This window comes from Serratia sp. 2723, from assembly GCF_050434425.1.
Taxonomy (GTDB): domain Bacteria; phylum Pseudomonadota; class Gammaproteobacteria; order Enterobacterales; family Enterobacteriaceae; genus Chania.
Map to the genome: position 1 here is coordinate 71,558 of NZ_JBNDIN010000018.1, position 17,607 is coordinate 89,164.

A 17,607-nucleotide genomic window follows, 5' to 3' on the forward strand; every position below is an offset into this window, starting at 1 on the left:
ATAATCCAATTAGTGGAATTAACCCCAAAAAACCTTGCCAATCCTGTTTCTTAGAACTAAATAACGTAGTAAACAATATTGACCTACAAAATAAAATTTCCCGATAGATATCGGGGGGGGACGTCGTCCTCTTGGCCTGTCGCCACTCTTGAGCCAACAGGCCTGGCCACCTATAAATTCAAACGCGCAGCTCTTGGCGCACCTGATCGGGCAACCCTTCCAACACCAACCGATATGAGCTGTCGATCAAATGATAAAACTGCGAGTTGGGCAGGTTGCCATCCAGAAATACCGCATTCCAATGGGCTTTATTCAGATGTTCGCAGGGGACGATTTCCGGATGCTGCTCACGCAGACTTTCCGCCAGCTCCGGGCTGCTTTTGATCGCCAACGCAGGGCGCCCCTGCACTTCACACACCATAGCGAACATGACATCACCCACCTTGATCTGGCTGGCCTGCCATTGGTTTTGATCGCTTTGGTGTGCGCCAGGTTTCGCCATGCAGTATTCCAGCAGTGCCGAGTTATTCATTGGGTAATTTCCCTGAAAGACACAATGCGGCGCGAACCACTGTGAGTATGCCGTTGCCAGCCAGATACCCTGCCAGTCAGGTAGAGAACCGCGCCTGGTCGCTGAAAGCAAGGCTTTATGGCGCACAAGAAAAGTCTTGGCGTTCTCAGTCAGTATATTCTTTATCCAGTTGGCGGCAACCGCCAGCGCGCAAAAACAACAAGGGGCGATATCGCTATCGCCCCTAAGATCACTGCATTCAGGCCGTTACTGCACCGCAGCAAAGGCCTCTGCCACTTGACGAACGTTATTGTGGTTCAGACCAGCCACACACATACGACCGCTGTGGATCAGATAGACACCGAACTCTTCACGCAGCCGGTCAACCTGAGCCGCACTGAAGCCGGTGTAGCTGAACATGCCGCGCTGCTCGAGCAGGTAATCGAAGTTACGCTGTGGCAACGCGCCCTTGAGCGTTTCGACCAACGCTTTACGCATCTCCAGAATACGACTGCGCATGGACTCCACTTCGGCCAGCCATTGCGCTTTCAACTGCGCATCGTTCAGCACTTTGGCCACCACCTGCGCACCGAAGTTCGGTGGGCTGGAGTAGTTACGGCGCACGGTCGCTTTCAACTGCCCCAACACGCGCTCGGCGGCTTCGCTGCTTTCACACACCACAGAAAGCCCACCCACGCGCTCACCGTACAGCGAGAAGATTTTCGAGAATGAGTTGCTCACCAGGCACGGCAAACCGGCAGCCGCGATGGCGCGAATGGCGTAGGCATCCTGATCCATTCCGCCGCCAAAACCTTGATAGGCGATGTCAAGGAACGGGATCAGTTCACGTTCGGCGATCACTTTAACCACTTGATCCCACTGGGCATGGGTAAGATCGGAGCCGGTCGGGTTATGGCAGCAAGGATGCAGCAGCGCAATGCTCTTGGCCGGCAACTGTTGCAGCGTGCTCAACATGGCATCAAATTTCACCCCCAGCTTTTCACCGTCGAAATAGGGGTAAGTATTAACTTTGAAACCAGCACCACCAAAGATGGCTACGTGGTTTTCCCAAGTCGGATCGCTGACCCAAACCTGAGAATCCGGGAAATAGCTTTTCAGGAAGTCGGCCCCCACTTTCAACGCACCAGAGCCGCCCACGGTTTGAATGGTGGCGATGCGCCCCTGCTGCAGCATGGGGTGTTCGGCACCAAACAACAGCTGTTGGATTGCGCTACGGTAAGGCTGCAGCCCTTCCATCGGCAGGTAGACCGAAGCCCCCTGTTCAACGCTGTTAAGTTGGGCTTCCGCAGCGGCAACGGCCTTCATCTGTGGGATGATGCCTTGCTCGTTGTAGTAAAGGCCAATACTCAGGTTCACCTTGTGCGCACGGGGATCTTTTTTGAATTTTTCCATCAGCGACAGGATCGGATCACCTGCATAGGCTTCAACATTCTGGAACACGGGTTGGTTCTCCTGATTTTGGTTGTTCGGACACTGTCTAGGCCCTGCACCGGCTTTTGGGTCTGCGACGGCACCACGGTCAATTGAGGGACACAGCCTACTATAGCCACAAATTGGCGTTGGGTTTTAGCTTTATCTCGCCACCGGAAGCAAACCGTTTTCTTTGATCCGTTCCAGCACCACCGCCGTTTTGATATGCCCGACGCTTTTATGGCGGGAAAGCGTCTGGCTGATAAACTCACTTAACGCAGGCAGGTCTGCCACCGCCACTTTCATCAGGTAGTCGGCATCGCCGGTTGTTTTATAAACGTCAACAATTGCGTCCACTTCTGCCAGCATCTGATGGAAACTGTCGATCTGCTCTTGGGTATGGGTCAGCAGGCTTACCTCTATCAGCCCCACCAGCCCCAATCCTACCGCCTCCGGTGCCAGCCGGGCATGATACCCTTTGATCAACTGGGCCTGCTCCAGGCTGATACGGCGGCGCGAGCATTGCGAGGCCGAAAGCCCGACCAGTTCGCTCAGTTCCTGATTGGTCAGACGACCATTGGCCTGTAACAGCGTCAGGATTTTCATATCAAAATCGTCAATGTTGTACATAGCCACCTGTAAAATGTGTTAATAAATGTTGACGTTACAGCCTACCAGCTTTTTCTGCCTTGCAACCATCGCAGCTTGCGGGTTGTGAGAGATGCAGCAGCAAAGCCAGCTTCCCTGCTCAGAAATGGCATAAAAAACGGCTAAATTACGCAAACCAACAACAATTAACGGCAAAACTACGCATAAAACCACAAATGTATTTGTCGACATAAAAAGGAAATTTGATGAAAAAACTACTGCCTCTCGCCTTGCTGGTCGCCACCGGGAGCGCCAGCGCACAATCCAATCTGGACAAGGTATTGCAGCAAAAAACGCTGACGGTCTGTACCACCGGCGATTACAAGCCCTACACCTTCCTGAAAGAGGATGGCAGCTACGAAGGCATTGACATCGCGATGGCCGAGTCGTTGGCCAACAGTCTGGGCGCCAAAGTGAAATGGGTGAAAACGACCTGGAAAACCCTGACGCCTGACTTCGTAGCCGGGAAATGTGATATCGCCATGGGGGGGATCTCAGTGACGTTGGAGCGCCAAAAGCAGGTGTTTTTTGCCGAGCGGCTTGATACCGACGGTAAAATCCCGCTGGTGCGTTGTACCGACGTGAAAAAATACCGCACCGTTGAGCAGATTAACAAACCTGCGGTGCGGCTGATCGAGCCTGCCGGTGGCACCAACGAAGCCTTTGTCCGTGCTCATCTGCCCAAGGCCAACCTGACGCTGTCCCACGATAATATGGGCATTTTCCAGCAGTTGGTAGACCGCAAGGCCGACGTGATGATCACCGATGCCTCCGAAGCCCTGTACCAGCAGAAACGCTATCCCAAGCTGTGTGCGGTGAACCCGGATAAGCCGATGCAATACGGTGAGAAGGCCTATATGCTGCCGCGTGATGATATGAGTTGGAAGCTGTATGTCGATCAGTGGCTGCACTTGAGCAAGGCCAGCGGGGAGTATCAGAAGATTATCGGCCAGTGGCTGGCGGTGAAGAAGTAAGCTGACGTATTACCCCTCACCCTAACCCTCTCCCACAGGGAGAGGGAACCGATCGTGCCACAACCTGACTACAGAATTTGTTCTATAAACTCGGTGACAGGTTAACCTCTGGCTTTGACTACGACACCGGCCCCGCCCCTCGACCTTTGGGGACCGATCGAGATGGTCTGAAAGTACAGCGATCCATCATGTGTATTCGTTGACTCACTTTGGGTCAGGGGCGCTCAGGTTTTGCTGAGATTTACGACTTTCTTACAACAGAGCAGGGGCTTTCAGCGCCCTCTCCCTGTGGGAGAGGGCTGGGGTGAGGGAAAGTTACTCGCCGATATATTCCATCGTGACGCGCTGGGTCAGCTTGGTGATCAGCTCATAGGCGCTGATGCCGCTAAAGGCAGCCACCCGTTCAACCGGCAGCTCATTGCCCCACAGCACCACTTCATCACCCACTTTATCACTGGCATCCGGCCCCAGATCGACGGAAATCATATCCATGGAGATACGACCGACAATCGGCACTTCACGCCCGTTCAGCCATACCGGCGTGCCAGAAGGCGCACTGCGTGGATAACCGTCGCCATAGCCCATCGCCACTACACCCAGGCGGGTGTCTCGCTCGCTCACCCACAGTCCGCCGTAGCCTACAGGTTCCCCGGCTCGATGCTCCCGCACCGCAATCAGACTGGATTTAAGCGTCATGGCAGGTTGCAGCCCAAAGTGATCGGCGTAAGGCGTCTCCAACGGAGATACGCCATACAGGATAATCCCTGGGCGTACCCAGTCACGATGAGCCTGTGGCCACAGCAAGATCCCGCCGGAAGCCGCGATCGACTTCAGGCCCGGCTTATCGTTGGCGAAGCGCTCAAAGCAGCTGATTTGCCTTTCGGTCGCATCCACCAGCGGCTCGTCGGCACGGCTGAAGTGGCTCATGATATTGACCGGTTGCACCACGTTGCGACAGGCACTCAAACGTTGGTAGAACGCTTCTGCCTGTTCCGGACGCACGCCCAGACGATGCATACCGCTATCCAGCTTCATCCATACCGACACCGGGTGCGTCAGTTCAATCTGCTCCAGCGCCTCGAGCTGTTCGATGCTGTGAACGGCGGTTTCGATATTATTCGCTACCAGCGCGGGCAGATCGTCGGCACAGAAGAACCCTTCCAGCAGCAGGATCGGTTTGACGATGCCACCGGCACGCAGCATCAACGCTTCGCCGATACGCGCTACGCCGTAACAGTCGGCATCTTGTAAAGTGTGAGCCGTTTCCAACAGGCCATGTCCATAGGCGTTGGCTTTCACCACGGCAATCAGGCGGCTTTGCGGCGCCAGGCGACGGATCTGTTGCAGGTTATGTCGCAGGGCGCGGCGATCGATGACAGCAGTTGCCGCTTTCATTTCAATTCCTTAGCTGATTATTCATCATCATATTGTGGCCCCGCGTAGTTATCGAAGCGCGACCACTGGCCGTTAAAGGTCAGGCGTACGGTACCAATCGGGCCGTTACGCTGCTTACCCAGAATAATTTCGGCAATCCCTTTCAGATCGCTGTTCTCGTGATAAACCTCATCACGGTAGATGAACATAATCAGGTCGGCATCCTGCTCGATGGAGCCGGATTCACGCAGGTCAGAGTTAACCGGACGCTTGTCGGCACGCTGCTCCAGGCTACGGTTCAACTGCGACAGCGCCACCACCGGCACCTGCAGCTCTTTCGCCAAGGCTTTTAGCGAGCGGGAAATTTCGGCAATCTCCAAGGTACGGTTGTCGGAGAGTGACGGCACACGCATCAACTGCAGGTAGTCGATCATGATCAGGCTGATCCCGTCATGTTCACGGAAAATACGCCGCGCGCGTGAGCGCACTTCGGTAGGCGTCAGGCCAGAGGAATCGTCAATATACATATTGCGCTTCTCCAGCAGGATCCCCATGGTGCTCGAGATCCGCGCCCAATCCTCATCATCCAGTTGGCCGGTACGGATACGGGTCTGATCCACGCGCGATAGCGAGGCCAACATACGCATCATGATCTGGTTGCAGGGCATCTCCAGGCTGAAGATCAGCACCGGTTTATCCTGCGTCATCGCAGCGTGTTCGCACAGGTTCATCGCAAAGGTGGTTTTACCCATTGCCGGACGGGCAGCGACGATGATCAGGTCAGACTTTTGCAGACCGGCGGTTTTCTTGTTGAGATCGTGATAGCCGGTGTCTACGCCGGTGACGCCGTCGTGCGGCTGCTGATAGAGCTGCTCAATGCGGGCGACGGTATCTTCCAGAATACGTTCGATGCCTTTGGGGCCTTCATCTTTGCTGGCACGGTTTTCCGCGATCTGGAATACCCGGGATTCGGCCAGATCGAGCAGATCTTCGCTACTGCGCCCTTGCGGATCGTAACCCGCATCGGCGATTTCGTTGGCGACGGAGATCATTTCACGGACTACCGCACGTTCACGCACGATATCGGCATACGCGCCAATGTTGGCCGCACTGGGGGTGTTTTTCGATAATTCGGCCAGATAGGCAAAACCGCCCACCGTTTCCAGATCGCCCCTCTGTTCCAACGACTCGGACAGCGTGATCAGGTCGATGGGCCGGCTCATTTCCAGCAGACGCTGCATTTCGGTAAAGATCAGGCGGTGTGGACGGCTGAAGAAGTCGTTGGCGACCACACGCTCCGCCACGTTATCCCAGCGTTCGTTATCCAGCATCAAACCGCCCAACACGGACTGCTCCGCCTCCAGCGAATGTGGCGGCATCTTCAGCCCTTCCATCTGGCGGTCTCTGGGTTCGTACGTGTTTGTCTTGTTGGTTGGTTTTTTGCCTGCCATGAAGCCTATTCTTTATTCAGTTGCGAATGGGGGTAGCTGACGCAAGAGTATACGTGATTTTCAGCCATGATTCCCTGCGCAAAAAAGGATTAATCACAGTGCAACGGGCTAGATAGTCTGGGCTGATAAGCGTAGGGTGAAAACAGCCATTTAAACGAGGTAGCGACATGTCAAAACGCATCCAATTCTCCGCCACCGGCGGCCCGGAAGTGCTGCAGTATGTTGATTTTACTCCTGTCGATCCCGCTGCGGGGGAGGTTCAGGTCGAGAACAAGGCGATCGGTATCAACTATATCGATACTTACGTACGTAGCGGCCTGTACCCACCGGCAAACTTTCCAAGCGGGTTAGGTACCGAAGCGGCTGGGGTGGTCATCAAGGTCGGGGCAGGTGTCAGCGCGGTCAAACCGGGCGATCGCGTGGTTTATGCCCAGTCCGCACTGGGTGCCTACAGTGAAGTTCACAACGTTCCATTGGAAAAGGTGGCCATCCTGCCGGATAACCTCACTTTCGAACAGGGGGCAGCCTCGTTCCTCAAAGGGTTGACCGTACATTATCTGCTGCGCCAAACCTATGAGGTCAAGCCGGGTGAGGTTTTCCTGTTCCATGCCGCCGCAGGAGGCGTTGGGCTGATCGCCTGCCAGTGGGCCAAAGCATTGGGAGCCAAACTGATCGGCAGCGTGAGTTCTGACGAAAAAGCCGAGCAAGCCTTGCGTGCCGGGGCCTGGGCCACCATCAATTATCGCCAGGAAAATATCGTCCAGCGCGTAGCTGAACTGACCAACGGCGAGAAAGTTAACGTGGTCTATGACTCCGTAGGGCAAAGTACCTGGCAGGATTCCTTGAACAGCCTGAAGCGCCGCGGGCTGATGGTGAGCTTTGGTAATGCCTCCGGCCCGGTTACCGGCGTCGATCTGGCGTTGCTCAATCAGAAAGGCTCGCTGTACGTCACCCGCCCTTCGCTCAATGGTTACATCACCAACCGTCAGGAGTTACAGTTTGCCAGTAACGAGCTGTTTTCGCTGATTGGCAGCGGTGCAATTAAAGTTGATGTGAAAGCAACACAGAAGTTTGCCTTGGCAGATGCCCAGCGGGCACACCAGATCCTGGAAAGCGGCCAGACCAGCGGTTCCAGCCTGTTGATCCCTGGCCTGTAGCACAAAAAGAAAGGGCTCCATAAGGAGCCCTTTCCAGTTTACTGCGCTTTGTAGGGGTAGAGCAGAGTCCGCCAGAGATGGGGGTTGCTTTAGAGCAACACTCTTGTCAGCTCTCACGGTGATGAAAATGGTTAGCATCACTGCTGCGGGAGTCATCCTAGCAGCCTCGATAAGTAAAAAATATGTTTAATGTGCCGCATTCGCATTTAAAACACCAAGCTGTGATCCCCGCCACACTGGCAAGCAATCTGCCTGGTGAGTTTCAGCGTGACTGACTGATATTTAGGCAAAAAACATTAATAGCGCCGCATCTGCGGTTTCTGCATCGAGCGGTATATCCACACGCCAACCACCGCCAGGATCAGCCACGGCAGCAGTTTAAACACCATGGCAAATAGCCCCCCCAACAGCATAAAAGCCGCAGCTACAAATAATGCAGCCATCACGCCCAGCAGTGAGATACCCGTTACCAGCAGCATGGCGACAAAGCCGATCAGAAAGAACAGTTCTAACATGGGTTGCTCCTTGGCAAAACAATAGGTCTGTCTTGTTCTTTACAAGAAACGTGCCAACTTGAAGAAAATGATAACTTATTGAATTTATATAAAAATAGCGCCACAGCCGATGACGCTACTGGTCAAAAAAACCAACTTTTAGTCAAGTTTTTTGCAGATTATGCCATTTCGGTACGCGGTGAACGCACCAAAGCCAAAGCCTGCTCGACGGTGCGCACATCGGCTCCTGGCTTATGGGCATTTTCACTCAGATGGCGACGCCACTGGCGCGCGCCAGGAATGCCCTGGAACAGGCCAAGAATATGGCGAGTGATGTGGCCCAGATAGGTGCCGTTCGCCAGCTCGCGCTCGATATACGGATACAGGGACTCGATAATCGCCACGCTGTCCATCACCTCGCTCTGGCGGCCGAAAATCTCGCTGTCCACTCGCGCCAGAATGCCTGGGTTTTGGTACGCCTCGCGCCCCATCATCACACCGTCCAGATGTTGCAGATGCTGTTGAGCTTCTTCCAGCGTTTTTACGCCACCGTTGATCGCAATGGTCAACGCCGGAAAGTCACGTTTCAACTGATAAACACGCGGATAGTCCAACGGAGGGACTTCGCGGTTTTCTTTCGGGCTCAGGCCGGAAAGCCAGGCTTTACGGGCATGAATGGTGAACATATCGCATTCCCCACGCCCAGCAACGGTAGAGATAAAGTCGCACAGGAACTCGTAGCTGTCCTGGTCATCGATACCAATACGGGTTTTTACCGTCACCGGGATCGACACCACATCGCGCATCGCCTTGATACAGTCGGCCACCAACGTCGCCTGCCCCATCAGACAAGCGCCGAACATGCCATTCTGTACCCGATCCGACGGGCAACCAACATTAAGGTTAATCTCGTCATAGCCACGCTGTTCCGCCAGTTTGGCACAGTGCGCCAGAGCAGCCGGATCGCTGCCTCCTAGCTGCAAAGCAACAGGGTGCTCTTCCTCGCTGTATGCCAGGTAGTCACCTTTACCGTGGATGATCGCACCGGTGGTCACCATTTCGGTGTACAGCAGCGTTTCCTTGCTCAACAGGCGGTGGAAGTAACGGCAATGGCGATCGGTCCAGTCCAGCATAGGGGCAATGGAGAAACGATTGGCGGCGTATTGAGTGTTGTTAATATCTTTCGTCATGCTGAGTTACTGGCTACCTGATAAGTCCGGGACTCGACAACCGACGCGCTGTGCCGATGCCGCAAACGGCTATTATAACGACAATCGACGCTCTTGGGAAAATCGTCGTTCATCCTGGGCAGAGAAACACCACGGCTGTTATACACCTCGCCACGCAGCAATTTAGCGAAAGCGGGGCAACCCTCGGCGATTACACTGAAACATGATAAAATCGACTTCTTTGCATAGCCGGATAATTGCCATGAACTCAACCAACCAGGAAAAGCTGCTCGCGCAGGCTGAACAACTCTGTCAGCAACGCAACGTGCGACTGACCCCGCAACGGCTGGAAGTGTTACGCCTGATGGCTGAGCAACCCGGTGCCATCAGCGCTTACGATTTGCTGGATTTACTGCGCGTGGCGGAGCCGCAGGCCAAGCCACCTACGGTCTATCGTGCACTGGATTTCTTGCTGGAACAGGGGTTCATCCACCGCGTTGAATCGGCAAACAGCTATGTGCTGTGCCATCACTTCGAACAACCGATGCACACTTCTGCCCTGTTTATCTGCGATCGCTGCGCACAGGTCACGGAGCGCACTACCGAAGGGGTGGAAGAAACCTTGCAGAAAATGGCTCAAGAATCAGGATTTGTGCTGCGCCATAGCGTAGTGGAAGCCCACGGTCTGTGTTCTGCCTGCGTGGTGGTAGAAAATTGTGAAAACCAACACGATTGCGATCATGACCACAGCATTGTGGTAAAGAAAAAATAAGCGGTTTGGATTGCAGGAGGGAGCGGGTACATCCTTGTTCCCGTGACCGTGGCAGGGGGGAAATCTGCCAGGCCGGATGGTGTCGTAGCGCCGCAATACTCAGCGGCTCATCGCGCTACCAACGATACTTGCTGTGCTCTTCCCAGGCTTTGACTTCTTTTTCGGCTGCCTCTTTCTGGTAGCCATAGCGTTCCTGGATTTTACCGACCAGCTGTTCGCGTTTCCCTTCGATCACGGTGATATCGTCATCGGTCAGCTTGCCCCATTTTTCCTTCACTTTACCTTTAAACTGCTTCCAGTTACCGTCGGCTTGATCTTTGTTCATAATCTCTCCGTTACTCTTGGTTGTCAGTTTTAGATAAATCTGGCTGGACTTAACTGAGTCAAATTTAAGGTTATCTAATGTATCCGTTGCCAATTAAGCGCGGGCTTAATTCGCCAGCCACGTGATTAACTATAGTCACCCATCACGCAAAATACCTACAAAGCAGCATTAAATCTTGATGAGAAAAATCTTAATAGTAAAAAACGCTATTAAAACAGTAAGCAAGCGAACCAAAACCGCTGCGTCAGATGTAACAAAATATAAACATCCGTTAAATTTCATCAATAATTCTGCACTTTTCGCCGATCGTTAGCCACCGCGGATGGAGGATGAAAACCAGGTGCCGCGTATGCTATGGCGATGCCATACCCAGCCCAAAGCAGCCCCGCGCAGGGCCAGGAATACCGCGAGAGCCAACCATAAACCGTGGTTGCCCAATATCGGCAGAGTGAACAACGTCAGCCCGTAGCCCGCGGCGGCTACCGCCATGCTGTTACGCATCTCTGCGCCACGGGTGGCACCGATAAACATGCCGTCCAGCAGGTAGCACCAAACCCCCACCAGAGGCAGCACCACCTGCCAAGGCAGATAATGATTTGCCAGCGCACGCAACTCCGGCAGCGAGGTTAAGCCCGCCACAATCCGTTGCCCGGCGAACAGATAAATAACGGCAAAACCACAGGCAACCAGGCAAGCCTGTCGACAGGCCGCAAGCCATACTTTACGCAGTTGCCGCCCGTCCCTCGCACCATAGGCATGGCCGGAATGGGCTTCCACCGCATAGGCAAAACCATCCAGAGCGTAGGCGGTAAAGGTCAGTAGATTCATCAGCACCGCATTCACCGCCACCACTTCTCCGCCCATGCGGGCTCCCAGAATGGTCAACGAGGCGAAACACAGTTGCAGTAATAACGAGCGCAGCATGATGTCGCGGTTAAGTGCCAGCAGGCGACGTAGATCTCCACGCCAGGCGGTGCGCAGCATCGCCAGCGAAATACCCCGCATGCGTAGTACCCGCCATGCTAACCACACCCCCAGCAACAGCGTGGCATACTCCGCAATCACCGTGGCGGTCGCAGCCCCCTGCACGTTCCAACCCAGCCCCATCACCAACCAGATATCCAGCACGATGTTCAGCAGGTTACCGACAATCAACAGGATCACCGGTGCCCGCACGTACTGCACACCCAGCAACCAGCCGAGCAACACCATATTGGCCAACGCTGCCGGGGCGCTCAGCCAGCGGATCTCCAGAAACAGCCTGGCCTGTACCAATACTTCCCGATCGCCACCCACGATGTTCAGCGCCAGGGCGATCAGCGGAGCTCGCAACAGCACAATCGCCAAGCCAGCGACCAGCGCCAACAATAATGGCTGCATAAAGGCACGAGCCAGCCGGTAGGGATCTTGCGCCCCCAGCGCCTGCGCAGTCAGCCCGGTGGTGCTCATACGCAGGAACAGCAACAACATAAACAGGAAGCTGGTGGCCATTGACCCCACCGCGACCCCGCCAAGGTAGCTAGGGCTATCGAGATGGCCGATAACGGCGGTATCCACCAGGCCAAGCAAGGGGACGGTAATATTGGAGAAGATCATCGGCAACGCCAGACGCCACAGAGCTTTGTCGGTGTCACTGGTGAAGGCAGAAAGCAGGCGCATGGCGATATGTTCCCGTAAAAGCATGGATTTTAGCGTAGCTTAGAATTGACATCGCCCCAGAGATGGGGCGAAGTTTGCCGTTTTAAAGGGCTGTAATACGAGGTAAAGCGGTTAGATCCAGTCGCCGTTGCGGATCACACCCACCGCCAGGCCTTCGATGGTGAAGTTCTGCTGGCGCAGATCGACCACAATCGGTTGGAATTCGCTGTTTTCCGGCAGCAGTTCGACGACGTTGCCGTGTTTCTTCAGGCGCTTGACCGTGACTTCGTCTTCAATGCGGGCGACGACTACCTGGCCGTTGCGTACGTCTTGAGTCTTATGCACTGCCAGCAGATCGCCATCCAGAATGCCGATATCGCGCATCGACATGCCGCTAACGCGCAGCAGGAAATCGGCATTAGGCTTGAACAGAGAAGGATCCACCTTATAGTGCCCTTCAATGTGCTGCTGAGCCAACAGAGGTTCACCGGCAGCCACACGGCCCACCAGAGGTAACCCCTCTTCATCTTCCATCAACAGGCGGATGCCGCGTGAAGCTCCGGAGATGATCTCGATAACGCCTTTGCGAGCCAGCGCCTTCAAGTGCTCTTCTGCGGCATTTGGTGAGCGGAACCCCAGGCGCATTGCGATCTCGGCACGCGTCGGTGGCATGCCCGTTTGCGAAATATGATCGCGAATCAGGTCGTAGACCTCTTGCTGTCTGGTAGTTAGTGCTTTCATTCCGCCCCCTGTTTGTTTATACAGTCTTGCTGTGAGTATATACAGCTAAGTCTGGATTGGGAACCGAAGAATAAATAAAAATCAGCAGGTAGCGAGCGGGATCGCAACGATGCCTGCCGGTTTTCACGCCAAATGCTGCCAAAGTACCGAAGCCCAAACGAACAGCGCCAGAATAATTGCCAGCGATACCGCCGCCGACCCCATATCTTTGGCCCGCCCGGAAAGCTCGTGATATTCCGTGCCTACTCGATCGACGATGGCCTCAATCGCGCTGTTGAGGATTTCGACAATCATCACCAGCAGCACCGAGCCGATCAACAAGATGCGCGCTATCGCCCCCACATCCAGCCAAACCGCCACGATGATAGCCACCACCGTCGCCACCAGTTCCTGGCGGAATGCGGCTTCGTTCTGCCAGGCGGCGATTAAACCTTTATAGGAATAGCCTGCCGCTTTAATGATACGCGTCAGGCCAGTTGCTTGATTTGCCATAGTTAAGAACGCCTTTCTCCAAGATGGATCATGTACCCGCATGTTGCCAACCGCAACGTTCCAGACAGATTTGCCGGCCCAATCACATTTTTATCGCAGCGCAGTATACAGCAAGGTTGGCATACCTTAATCACCTGGCTATGCCGTACAGGGATGTCCCCATGCCGCGAGCGCATAAATGCGCTAAAGCGGTCAACTCGGGTATAATAATTCAACTATGCACCTCCATTGCCGTGAACGGCGGTGGATTTCTTAACGCCACAGATCTGCTACCCGGTTTCTGGTATGCTTGCGGCGAATTGCTAACAAGAGGCTTCACGTTGTCATGTCAGGTTGGCGTAAAATCTATTATAAGATATTGAACTTACCGCTAAAAATGTTGGTAAGAAGTAAGGTTATCCCTTCAGATCCGGTCACGGAGTTAGGGTTGGATCCCTCACGACCGATTTTGTATGTTTTACCTTATAATTCCAAGGCGGATTTACTCACCTTGCGCACCCAGTGTCTGGCGCAAGATCTGCCCGATCCTCTTAACCCGTTGGAAATCGATGGCACCGTGCTGCCAAGCTACGTGTTTATCCACGATGGCCCACGCCTGTTCCGTTATTACACGCCAAAAGAAGAGTCGGTAAAACTGTTCCACGATTATCTGGATCTGCACCGCAGCAACCCGGATCTCGATATTCAGATGTTGCCGGTATCGGTGATGTTTGGCCGCTCCCCTGGGCGCGAAGGCCACGGCACACCGCATTTACGCCTGCTGAACGGCGTACAGAAGTTCTTCGCCGTACTGTGGCTGGGGCGCGACAGCTTTGTCCGCTTCTCCAACACCGTGTCCCTACGCCGAATGGCGACCGAGCACGGCACCGATAAGACCATCGCACAAAAACTGGCCCGTGTCGCACGCATGCACTTCGCACGCCAGCGCCTGGCTGCCGTTGGGCCAAGCCTGCCTGCCCGTCAGGATCTGTTCAACAAGCTGCTGGCCTCCAAGGCGATTGAAAAAGCGGTCGAAGACGAAGCACGCAGCAAAAAGATCTCCCACGAGAAGGCCCAGCAGAACGCGATTGCGCTGATGGAAGAAATTGCCGCCGATTTCTCCTATGAAACGGTGCGCCTGTCCGACCGCGTGTTGAGCTGGACCTGGAACCGGCTGTATCAGGGCATCAACGTCACCAACGCCGAGCGCGTGCGTCAGCTGGCGCAGGATGGCCACGAGATCGTCTATGTGCCGTGTCACCGCAGCCATATGGACTATCTGCTGCTGTCCTATGTGCTCTACCATCAAGGGCTGGTGCCACCGCATATCGCGGCAGGCATCAACCTGAACTTCTGGCCTGCCGGGCCGATCTTCCGCCGCCTGGGCGCGTTCTTTATCCGCCGCACCTTCAAGGGCAACAAACTCTATTCAACCGTATTTCGTGAATACCTCGGTGAGCTGTTCACCCGTGGTTACTCGGTCGAGTACTTTGTTGAAGGCGGGCGTTCCCGTACTGGCCGCCTGCTGGAACCGAAAACCGGCACCCTGTCGATGACCATTCAGGCCATGCTGCGCGGCGGTACCCGTCCGATCACCCTGGTGCCGATTTATATCGGTTACGAGCACGTGATGGAAGTAGGTACCTACGCCAAAGAGTTGCGTGGCGCGACCAAAGAGAAAGAGAGCCTGCTGCAAATGGTGCGCGGCTTGCGCAAGCTACGCAACCTCGGCCAGGGCTACGTGAACTTTGGCGAACCGCTGCCGTTGACTACCTACCTGAACCAAAACGTCCCGCATTGGCGTGAGTCTATCGACCCGATAGAAGCACAGCGCCCAAGCTGGCTGACGCCTGCGGTCAACGATCTGGCGGCTCAGATCATGGTGCGTATCAACAACGCTGCTGCTGCCAACGCCATGAACCTGTGTTCCACCGCACTGCTGGCCTCACGCCAACGTTCGCTGACCCGTGAGCAGTTGCTTGAACAGTTGGAATGCTACTTACAGCTGATGCGTAACGTGCCTTATGCACCGGACGCCACCGTACCAACACAAACGCCAGACCAGTTGCTGGATCACGCTTTAAACATGAACAAGTTTGAAGTGGAGAAGGACAACATCGGCGACATCATCATTCTGCCTCGCGAGCAGGCGGTGCTGATGACGTACTATCGCAACAATATCCATCATATGCTGGTACTGCCTTCGCTGATCGCCTCTATCGTGATGCATCACCGCCGCGTATCGCGCGTTGAGCTGTTGCGTCAGGTCAGCCTGATCTATCCGATGCTGAAGGCCGAGCTGTTCCTGCGTTACGACAAAGAACAGCTAGCCGAAGTGCTGCAACCGCTGATCGAAGAGTTGATACGTCAGCAGCTGATTTGCAGCAAAGGCGATGAGCTGGTGCTGAACCCTGCGCGCATCCGTCCGTTGCAGCTGTTGGCGGCCGGGGTGCGTGAAACCCTGCAACGCTACGCCATCACCATGTCAATCCTCAGCGCCAACCCAAGTATCAACCGGGGTGCCCTGGAGAAAGAGAGCCGCATTATGGCCCAGCGTTTGTCGGTGCTGCATGGCATCAACGCGCCGGAATTCTTCGATAAGGCGGTGTTCTCCACCCTGGTGGCGACGCTGCGTGAAGAAGGCTTTATCAATGATATTGGCGATGCGATCCGCGAGCACACCATGGAGGTTTACACCATGTTGAGCGATCTGATCACCCCGGAAATCAAGCTGACCATCGAAAGCGTCAGCATGCCGGAAGAAACCAATACCCCAGCGCTAACGGCTGAAGTGGCAAAAGAAGACGAGTAACTTGCAGGTCAGTTACCACGAAAAAGGCATCCGATAATGGATGCCTTTTTACTTTTGCCTTGGGTAAATCACACGTAGCTAAGCGCAATTCCGATGAACAGCACCAAGCCAACGTAGTTGTTATTGAGGAAGGCCCGGAAGCAGGCATCGCGATCGCGGCCAGCCACCTGTTTTTGCTGATGGATAAACAACGCTCCAGCCAGCAACAGCGACCAGTAGAAAGCGCCCCCCAGTTGCATCAGATAACCCACCCACAGCATCAGCAACAGCGTAGCAAACTGCAACAACCCGACGATTAGCTTGTCATGGCGGCCAAACAGCACCGCGGTGGATTTGATACCAATCTTCAAATCGTCATCACGATCGACCATGGCATACAAGGTATCGTAAGCCACAGTCCAGCAGATGTTGGCCAGAAACAGCAACCAGCAGCTCAGTGGCAGCGACTCGCTGACAGCGGCATAGGCCATCGGGATCGACCAGCCAAACGCCGCCCCCAACACCACCTGCGGCAGATTGGTCACCCGCTTCATAAACGGGTAAACCCAGGCCAGCGCCAGCGCCGCCAGCGACAGCCAGATGGTCATGGCGTTCAACGTCAGCACCAGCGCAAAGGAAACCAGTACCAGCGAGACAAACAGGATCTTGGCCTCTTTATCGCTGACGCGACCGCTCGGCATCGGGCGGCCTGCGGTGCGTTTCACATGCCCATCGAAAGCGCGATCGGCATAGTCATTCACCACGCAACCCGCAGCACGCATCAGGAAAACGCCAAGCACAAACACCAGCAATATCGATGGTGAAGGAACTCCCCCCCCTGCCAACCACAATGCCCACAGGGTAGGCCACAGCAACAATAGCGTGCCAATCGGCTTATCGATACGCATCAGATGGCAATAGGCTTGCCATTTGCTTTGAATCACGCTCCCTTCCAAAGTTCTTTCTCCCCTAATTATGCCGGAGTACCCTTTTCCACCGTATACAGTGGACAGGCCGGTAGAAACAGTTCCGTCAGTAATAATGGTTTTCCCGCCAGACGGAGGCGAGAACGCCGAGCCCAAAGATCCTTCCGCTGACCAACATGGATATAATCGCGCGTCAGGCTTTCACTGCTGAACAGATAACGGCCCAGTGGCAACGTCCCCAGATCGACCAGAGCCAGATCCGGCCCGGTCAGCGTTTCCTGTGGGATCACCGTACGCCCCAGCAGCCAAGGCTGGCCGTCACCCAGTAACACGATTTCACGCAGCCAATAGCGCTCACTGTGTGGCAGATGAGGCGCCTCTTCGGCAAGCTGGTCGCGAGTGATGAAGCATTCACGCTGTGGTTCTACCTGCACGCGGCCACAATGGCGCTCAAAACGGCGGGTCATGGAACCTAACTCCATCAGCCAATCGCTAACGGCGGCAGGTATTGAGGAAGGTTCAGACAGCCACTCAATAGGCGGCAGGATGGGATCCCTATTGCCAGACATGATGCTACTCCAGGCCGGAGGCTGCGCCCTGCGTGCCGCGCCAAGCCATACAAACTGTTAACAGAAGTCCATTGTAACGCAGAAATGCAAAAGCGGCAGGCAGATTCGTGACGTAACGCGTCCCCCATGCTCAGGGGGTAAAACGGCAGGCTGTCGTAATGGAAG

Annotated in this window: 17 protein-coding genes; 4 read left to right on the forward strand and 13 right to left on the reverse strand. The window is 54.9% G+C overall.

Annotated features, from left to right (window positions below; all coding sequences use genetic code 11):
- Nucleotides 1-178 precede the first annotated feature (178 nt).
- The 3 genes from ABIE29_RS21380 to ABIE29_RS21390 form a co-directional block, all read right to left on the reverse strand.
- Nucleotides 179-532, reverse strand: coding sequence for an MmcQ/YjbR family DNA-binding protein (locus tag ABIE29_RS21380; protein ID WP_429621099.1), 354 nt, complete (start codon nt 530-532; stop codon nt 179-181).
- 246 nt (nt 533-778) lie between these two features.
- Nucleotides 779-1,972 carry an amino acid aminotransferase gene (locus tag ABIE29_RS21385; RefSeq protein ID WP_429621101.1) on the reverse strand — a complete coding sequence of 398 codons (1,194 nt, stop codon included), beginning with the start codon at nt 1,970-1,972 and terminating at the stop codon, nt 779-781.
- A 132-nt stretch (nt 1,973-2,104) separates the two neighbouring features.
- The gene (locus tag ABIE29_RS21390; RefSeq protein WP_429621103.1) at nt 2,105-2,572 is read right to left on the reverse strand and encodes an Lrp/AsnC family transcriptional regulator; all 468 of its coding nucleotides are present in this window, start codon (nt 2,570-2,572) and stop codon (nt 2,105-2,107) included.
- A 224-nt stretch (nt 2,573-2,796) separates the two neighbouring features.
- Here ABIE29_RS21390 and ABIE29_RS21395 point away from each other — a divergent pair, with 224 nt between their 5' ends.
- A complete protein-coding gene (locus ABIE29_RS21395) occupies nt 2,797-3,564 on the forward strand; it encodes a transporter substrate-binding domain-containing protein (protein ID WP_065684851.1) in 768 nt (255 codons plus the stop codon).
- Nucleotides 3,565-3,879: 315 nt separating this feature from the next.
- Here ABIE29_RS21395 and alr read toward each other — a convergent pair whose 3' ends face one another.
- Together alr and dnaB are read right to left on the reverse strand one after the other, a co-directional pair.
- Nucleotides 3,880-4,959, reverse strand: a complete 1,080-nt coding sequence (alr, locus tag ABIE29_RS21400; RefSeq protein ID WP_429621105.1) for an alanine racemase — start codon at nt 4,957-4,959, stop codon at nt 3,880-3,882.
- 17 nt (nt 4,960-4,976) lie between these two features.
- Complete coding sequence (gene dnaB, locus ABIE29_RS21405) at nt 4,977-6,389, reverse strand: replicative DNA helicase (protein ID WP_024483977.1); 1,413 nt, start codon at nt 6,387-6,389, stop codon at nt 4,977-4,979.
- A gap of 167 nt (nt 6,390-6,556) precedes the next feature.
- On the opposite strand from dnaB, the gene ABIE29_RS21410 reads away from it, so the two are divergent.
- A complete protein-coding gene (locus tag ABIE29_RS21410) occupies nt 6,557-7,546 on the forward strand; it encodes a quinone oxidoreductase (protein WP_429621107.1) in 990 nt (329 codons plus the stop codon).
- A 296-nt stretch (nt 7,547-7,842) separates the two neighbouring features.
- On the opposite strand, the gene pspG is transcribed toward ABIE29_RS21410, so the two are convergent.
- On the reverse strand, nt 7,843-8,061 hold the full coding sequence (pspG, locus tag ABIE29_RS21415) for an envelope stress response protein PspG (RefSeq protein ID WP_429621109.1): 219 nt from the start codon (nt 8,059-8,061) through the stop codon (nt 7,843-7,845).
- Nucleotides 8,062-8,219: 158 nt separating this feature from the next.
- Nucleotides 8,220-9,230: a tRNA dihydrouridine(20/20a) synthase DusA gene (gene dusA, locus ABIE29_RS21420; RefSeq protein ID WP_024528008.1), complete on the reverse strand. Its 1,011-nt coding sequence runs from the start codon at nt 9,228-9,230 to the stop codon at nt 8,220-8,222.
- A gap of 241 nt (nt 9,231-9,471) precedes the next feature.
- Here dusA and zur point away from each other — a divergent pair, with 241 nt between their 5' ends.
- Complete coding sequence (zur, locus tag ABIE29_RS21425; protein ID WP_429621111.1) at nt 9,472-9,981, forward strand: zinc uptake transcriptional repressor Zur; 510 nt, start codon at nt 9,472-9,474, stop codon at nt 9,979-9,981.
- A gap of 115 nt (nt 9,982-10,096) precedes the next feature.
- Here the strand turns inward: zur and ABIE29_RS21430 are convergent, their stop codons facing one another.
- From ABIE29_RS21430 to ABIE29_RS21445, 4 genes are all read right to left on the reverse strand, one after another.
- A complete protein-coding gene (locus tag ABIE29_RS21430) occupies nt 10,097-10,306 on the reverse strand; it encodes a CsbD family protein (protein ID WP_024483982.1) in 210 nt (69 codons plus the stop codon).
- 309 nt (nt 10,307-10,615) lie between these two features.
- Complete coding sequence (gene dinF / locus ABIE29_RS21435; protein ID WP_429621114.1) at nt 10,616-11,965, reverse strand: MATE family efflux transporter DinF; 1,350 nt, start codon at nt 11,963-11,965, stop codon at nt 10,616-10,618.
- 111 nt (nt 11,966-12,076) lie between these two features.
- Complete coding sequence (lexA, locus tag ABIE29_RS21440) at nt 12,077-12,685, reverse strand: transcriptional repressor LexA (RefSeq protein WP_021180815.1); 609 nt, start codon at nt 12,683-12,685, stop codon at nt 12,077-12,079.
- Between the two features lie 123 nt (nt 12,686-12,808).
- Nucleotides 12,809-13,177 (reverse strand): diacylglycerol kinase, encoded by a 369-nt coding sequence (locus tag ABIE29_RS21445; RefSeq protein WP_025119592.1) that lies wholly within the window; start codon nt 13,175-13,177, stop codon nt 12,809-12,811.
- Nucleotides 13,178-13,502: 325 nt separating this feature from the next.
- Here ABIE29_RS21445 and plsB point away from each other — a divergent pair, with 325 nt between their 5' ends.
- Nucleotides 13,503-15,968 carry a glycerol-3-phosphate 1-O-acyltransferase PlsB gene (gene plsB / locus ABIE29_RS21450; RefSeq protein WP_429621117.1) on the forward strand — a complete coding sequence of 822 codons (2,466 nt, stop codon included), beginning with the start codon at nt 13,503-13,505 and terminating at the stop codon, nt 15,966-15,968.
- A gap of 68 nt (nt 15,969-16,036) precedes the next feature.
- On the opposite strand, the gene ubiA is transcribed toward plsB, so the two are convergent.
- Both ubiA and ubiC read right to left on the reverse strand, forming a co-directional pair.
- Nucleotides 16,037-16,903, reverse strand: a complete 867-nt coding sequence (gene ubiA, locus ABIE29_RS21455; RefSeq protein ID WP_429621119.1) for a 4-hydroxybenzoate octaprenyltransferase — start codon at nt 16,901-16,903, stop codon at nt 16,037-16,039.
- A gap of 17 nt (nt 16,904-16,920) precedes the next feature.
- A complete protein-coding gene (gene ubiC / locus ABIE29_RS21460; RefSeq protein ID WP_429621121.1) occupies nt 16,921-17,442 on the reverse strand; it encodes a chorismate lyase in 522 nt (173 codons plus the stop codon).
- Between the last annotated feature and the right edge of the window lie 165 nt (nt 17,443-17,607).

Coding starts and splice junctions, on each gene's coding strand:
- ABIE29_RS21380 (WP_429621099.1), bottom strand. CDS start 532: ATGAATAACTCGGCACTGCTGGAATACTGCATGGCGAAACCTGGCGCA.
- ABIE29_RS21390 (WP_429621103.1), bottom strand. CDS start 2,572: ATGTACAACATTGACGATTTTGATATGAAAATCCTGACGCTGTTACAG.
- ABIE29_RS21395 (WP_065684851.1), top strand. CDS start 2,797: ATGAAAAAACTACTGCCTCTCGCCTTGCTGGTCGCCACCGGGAGCGCC.
- alr (WP_429621105.1), bottom strand. CDS start 4,959: ATGAAAGCGGCAACTGCTGTCATCGATCGCCGCGCCCTGCGACATAAC.
- dnaB (WP_024483977.1), bottom strand. CDS start 6,389: ATGGCAGGCAAAAAACCAACCAACAAGACAAACACGTACGAACCCAGA.
- ABIE29_RS21410 (WP_429621107.1), top strand. CDS start 6,557: ATGTCAAAACGCATCCAATTCTCCGCCACCGGCGGCCCGGAAGTGCTG.
- pspG (WP_429621109.1), bottom strand. CDS start 8,061: ATGTTAGAACTGTTCTTTCTGATCGGCTTTGTCGCCATGCTGCTGGTA.
- dusA (WP_024528008.1), bottom strand. CDS start 9,230: ATGACGAAAGATATTAACAACACTCAATACGCCGCCAATCGTTTCTCC.
- zur (WP_429621111.1), top strand. CDS start 9,472: ATGAACTCAACCAACCAGGAAAAGCTGCTCGCGCAGGCTGAACAACTC.
- ABIE29_RS21430 (WP_024483982.1), bottom strand. CDS start 10,306: ATGAACAAAGATCAAGCCGACGGTAACTGGAAGCAGTTTAAAGGTAAA.
- dinF (WP_429621114.1), bottom strand. CDS start 11,965: ATGCGCCTGCTTTCTGCCTTCACCAGTGACACCGACAAAGCTCTGTGG.
- lexA (WP_021180815.1), bottom strand. CDS start 12,685: ATGAAAGCACTAACTACCAGACAGCAAGAGGTCTACGACCTGATTCGC.
- ABIE29_RS21445 (WP_025119592.1), bottom strand. CDS start 13,177: ATGGCAAATCAAGCAACTGGCCTGACGCGTATCATTAAAGCGGCAGGC.
- plsB (WP_429621117.1), top strand. CDS start 13,503: ATGTCAGGTTGGCGTAAAATCTATTATAAGATATTGAACTTACCGCTA.
- ubiC (WP_429621121.1), bottom strand. CDS start 17,442: ATGTCTGGCAATAGGGATCCCATCCTGCCGCCTATTGAGTGGCTGTCT.